At 58.0% G+C, this 4,083-nt stretch carries 5 protein-coding genes and 1 pseudogene; 1 reads left to right on the forward strand and 5 read right to left on the reverse strand.

The window, feature by feature from the left end; all coding sequences use genetic code 11:
- Positions 1 to 300: 300 nt before the first annotated feature.
- The 5 genes and pseudogenes from AC07FD_RS29035 to AC07FD_RS29055 all read right to left on the reverse strand — a co-directional run.
- The gene (locus AC07FD_RS29035; protein WP_378924453.1) at positions 301 to 522 is read right to left on the reverse strand and encodes a hypothetical protein; all 222 of its coding nucleotides are present in this window, start codon (positions 520 to 522) and stop codon (positions 301 to 303) included.
- Between the two features lie 147 nt (positions 523 to 669).
- Positions 670 to 1,275 (reverse strand): plasmid pRiA4b ORF-3 family protein, encoded by a 606-nt coding sequence (locus AC07FD_RS29040; protein WP_478352641.1) that lies wholly within the window; start codon positions 1,273 to 1,275, stop codon positions 670 to 672.
- A complete protein-coding gene (locus AC07FD_RS29045; protein WP_478352643.1) occupies positions 1,272 to 2,243 on the reverse strand; it encodes a tyrosine-type recombinase/integrase in 972 nt (323 codons plus the stop codon). Before AC07FD_RS29045 ends, AC07FD_RS29040 begins: the two co-directional genes overlap by 4 nt.
- Positions 2,240 to 2,572, reverse strand: a complete 333-nt coding sequence (locus AC07FD_RS29050) for a tyrosine-type recombinase/integrase (protein WP_478352644.1) — start codon at positions 2,570 to 2,572, stop codon at positions 2,240 to 2,242. The genes AC07FD_RS29045 and AC07FD_RS29050 overlap by 4 nt, the downstream gene beginning before the upstream one ends.
- Positions 2,562 to 3,089: pseudogene (locus AC07FD_RS29055) on the reverse strand (tyrosine-type recombinase/integrase); the annotation flags it as partial. The gene AC07FD_RS29050 and the pseudogene AC07FD_RS29055, both read right to left, overlap by 11 nt.
- A 90-nt stretch (positions 3,090 to 3,179) precedes the next feature.
- Here AC07FD_RS29055 and AC07FD_RS29060 point away from each other — a divergent pair.
- Complete coding sequence (locus AC07FD_RS29060; RefSeq protein ID WP_478352642.1) at positions 3,180 to 3,602, forward strand: hypothetical protein; 423 nt, start codon at positions 3,180 to 3,182, stop codon at positions 3,600 to 3,602.
- The last annotated feature ends 481 nt before the right edge of the window (positions 3,603 to 4,083 follow it).

Consider the following 4,083-nt stretch of genomic DNA (forward strand, 5'->3'; position numbering starts at 1 on the left):
GAGATCGACGACGCCGAGGTCGCCATCATTCACGAATTCGACCCTCGCCTGTCGCTTGGCAGCAAATCGTGAGAAGGCGATCGTTTCGGTTAGGTTTGGCAGCTAATTGCGAGAATGTGGTAGCTCCGATTATCAATTTAACTGCAAAGCATCCACGTGAAGGTCACGAATCCCTTGATTTTCACACCCCCGTCTTCGGTAAATTCGATGCCGCCAATGGCCGAACCCCACGCTAATCTTGATGCGCGTCGGCGACTAAGGCGTCTGCAATGGGTCGATGTTGAACCCTGGAAGCGAGGCTCAGGCCGCCGGCTTCTCGAAGATCATGGACAAACCACGCGTCGAGGCCATTTCAACAATCAATTCTTCGATCGCCTGATCGGAAAGTCGCGTTTGTGTTGCGTCCCGGATATGTTTGACAAGACCGTGGATCGCTACAGCCACGGTGTGCGCGGCGTCATCGAGAAGACGACTGATTTCAATCACAACGTCGGCATCTATGTCGCGTGGCAAATCTCGCATACATCGTCTCCCCACCGACAGGAAATATTGCCGTCTTGCTGTCCAATGTCGAGTCGAGCAGACGAAACGTTAATCCCGGCAGACGTGTTTCTCAACTTGCCGGTCGCGCTCGTCGGCCTCGCGTTTGGGGTTCGGCTGGTGAAGACGTCACCGGACATTCGGCTTGAGCGCGTTTCTGACGTCCTTGTCGACGAACGTCAGATCGAACCATTCAGGATCGAAATGACCGCCGCACCAGCGACTCGTGTCCCGATGCTCGGGATCGTCCCCGTCGGCCATGATGGCCAGGAAATTCTCAAAACCGCTGATGCCGCCGACATCTTCGGGTGGTCTGGCGCGGGCGCCGTCGATGCAGGCCGCTGTCCTCGGAATCGGATCGAGGGTGAGGAATTTCTTGATGGTGACTAGATGCTCCCAGTGATCGCAGAAGTCGTAGAGATAGATGAAAGAGAGCCCTGGACAGTGCTCGAATCGAGAAAGAGGGGCGCGCCGACAATTGCGCGTGGCGGCAGAGTTGGATCTTTCGCTTTCGAGATGGTCGAGAAAGCCGGCAATCGTATCGGCGTCCAGATCCTCCAGCACGAGATTTGCGATCTCCCGTCCCCGTCGCTGGGCGACAAACTCGAATAGGAGCTTCAGCGTGTCTCGGTAAGCACGTGTCGTATGCGGGCTTGCACCACGCTGCCGCGGCAGATAGCTGATGAAGAACGACTCCACGAGGGCAAAGAGCGCTTTGGGCGTGGCGGTGTTCATCGAGGCTGCCTCGCACTTCGTACATGTTGCTCGAACCGGGTGCTTGCCAGCTCCAGCAGTTGCGGGGTCGCCTTCAGATAAACCTCGGTGCCAAGGATGTTCTGATGGCCCAGATAGGCGGAGAGAAACGGAAGCTTCACATGGATGTCGGCGCCTTCTTCTGCCCAGGCTGTGAGGCGGTGGACAGCAAAGGCGTGCCTGAACTCATACGGTCGCGCTCCAACGCGTCCGCGCGCAGGCTTGATGTCGAGCCGACGTAGGATCTCGCGAATGGCCACCGAGGCTCCACTGATATCCAACGGCCCACCTTTTTGACGAATGAAGAAGGCACCGTGATCCGCATGATGGAGGTCGAGAAGCAACCTACGCCGATCGTAAAGGTAGAGCCGAAGTTCGCCGATAAGGTCTTCGCGAATGGGGACTATCCGGGTCCGCCGTTTGCTGTTGCGGATCAGCAGCGTTCCACGCTCGAGATCGACATCCTCCATCTTGAGGCGCGTGGCTTCGCCGAGCCTGATTCCGGTGCAATAGAGCATGAGGACCAACCTCCGCAGCATAGACGCCCATATGAAATGGCCTTCGTGCGCGGATGCAGCGGCGAGGATACGTAGGACCTCTTCGCGGCTGAAAATGTACGGAAAGAACGGTGACTCCTTCACCGGGGCAAAGGCGTGCTCGGGCACATAACAGGTGGGATCACGACGGCGGCGATGCAGGCAAAACTGCCGGATTATTCCGAACTCGCCACTGAGCGAGATAGCCTTGCGGCCGGGAAGGCGCCCGCACCAGTTGCTAATCGCATCGGCCAGCGGGATAGCGTCTTCATCGTTCCACTGTTGCTCCAAAAAGCGTAGAAAGCGATCGATCTCGTAGGCACCGCGTTGATAGCGGTGGCCCATCGCTCGCTTGAACGTCACGAAGCTCTTGGCGTCGTTCTTCAGTTCGATCAAGGTGACGATCGTGGTCATGCGGGCACCGGTAGGGCGATCTCGCGCAGGGAATCCGTGGCGATCCGCACATAGGCGGAAACCGACTCCCGATCGCTGTGGCCGAGGAGTTCGGACACAACCTGCGGTCGGGTGCCCAAATCGATCTGACGTCCGGCATGGGTGTGCCGCAGGACATGACTGCCCAAGGAGGGTGCGCTGATGCCCGCCTTCTTCGCACGCTTCGCGACGATGTGCCCTATCGCATTCGAACGGACGAATGTTGAAGGGTACCTGCATCTGTACGAAGATATGGCGCGTGGAAGTGTCAACCGGCCGGCCGTAGCGAAGATAATGCGCCAATGCCTCACTGATCGGCGGCAACAACGGCAACGTAAACGAGACTCCCGTCTTCGGGCGATAGACCGCCAAAGTGTTTGCGTGCCAGTCAATGTCCTGGAGCTGGAGGCGATTGACCTCGGCGGCGCCAAGGCCATAGGTGCTCAGCATCAACAAGATTGCGTAATCGCGAAGTCCCACCGGGGTCGACCGATCCACCGCATTCAGCAGCCGCTGCACATCCTCCCAAGGCAGAGCGCGCCTGGGACGTTCGAACGGTCGCTGTACGGGTGCAATGATGGCTTCACTGATATCGATCGGGCTTTTACCGCTCCAGTGCAGGAAGCGGGAAAAGCAACGTACCGTGCAAGCAATGTTGCTGACAAAGGATCGAGAGTATTTAGTTGCCAAATTAACAAGAAATGCATCAACATCTGTCAGTTGTATCGAATGCCATTCCTTGCCTGCCCGAACAAGATAATCGTATAATCTGCTAAGATGGCTCAGCTGCTTGTGGATCGTACGCTCAGCAAGACCCAAATGCTGCACAAGATACGCACCATACTCTGCAAATTACGGTGAAGGCGGAGGTTGAACCGCTCTTGGTGGCTGCCAGTCGGGAGGAGCAAATCCCATCCGGTGGTAGACACGGCCGAGCGACCGCAGGGCACTCCGGAAATTCTGGTGGGAACGTCGAGGCCGGCTCCGGCGCCGCGCATACCAGTCGATGAACCGATTAGCGCCTTCCAGGGTCAGTTCTTCTCGCTCGATCAGGCCCTGCTGGCTGCAATAGGTACGAAACTGCTGGATACATATCAGATATTTGTCCGCCGTTCCTGCGCTAAGCCGCCGCTCCCCGCTCCAGATGCGGCGAATCTCATCGGTGGTCGGCGCGCCTGCGATGGCTGCACTGCTTCGATTGTTATGAATGGACATGGCTTCACCTCGACTGGCGAAGCTGTAGCCGGCCGCGACAGTAAGATCAGGCCCCGCATCGTGTTGGTAATGATTGTCGGCGGCATGGCGGAAGCCCTTTGTCCGACAACACCTGGAGCCAAGTAACCGGGTGCACCGCGATCGTTCGTTCGAGGAGCAAGGCGAAAGCCCAAGGGCACCGGAATGTCGAGCAGGAGTTGAGGAGGAAGGGCACGCCGCAGATCCGTAAGGGCCAACATCTCGTTCGTTACCAAGTGCGACAGCTCGGGCGCCATTACTCCGACAGCAGCAACGGATTTACGCACTGCTACGATACGACGGCGAAGCCAACGCACGGCGCCTGGAAGGCAGATATCGGGACCGCGCACTGCATCTGCTGCCTGTTCGATGCTTCTCGCGGATGCAGCCACTCCGATGACCTGTTCGATTGCTGCTAGCGAATCCGGCAGTCGAGCGGAGAGAAAATCCGGGAGCAGACTGAACGTCGTGTGCCCTTGTGGACAATAGTACCGGGCAATTCGAACACCGGGGCTGGTCGGTCCGGATGCGCGCGAGCAGACGGTCGAGGGTCACGAACCTGGTCTTCATGCCGACGATCCGGTCGAAC

Source organism: Mesorhizobium waitakense (genome assembly GCF_056431085.1).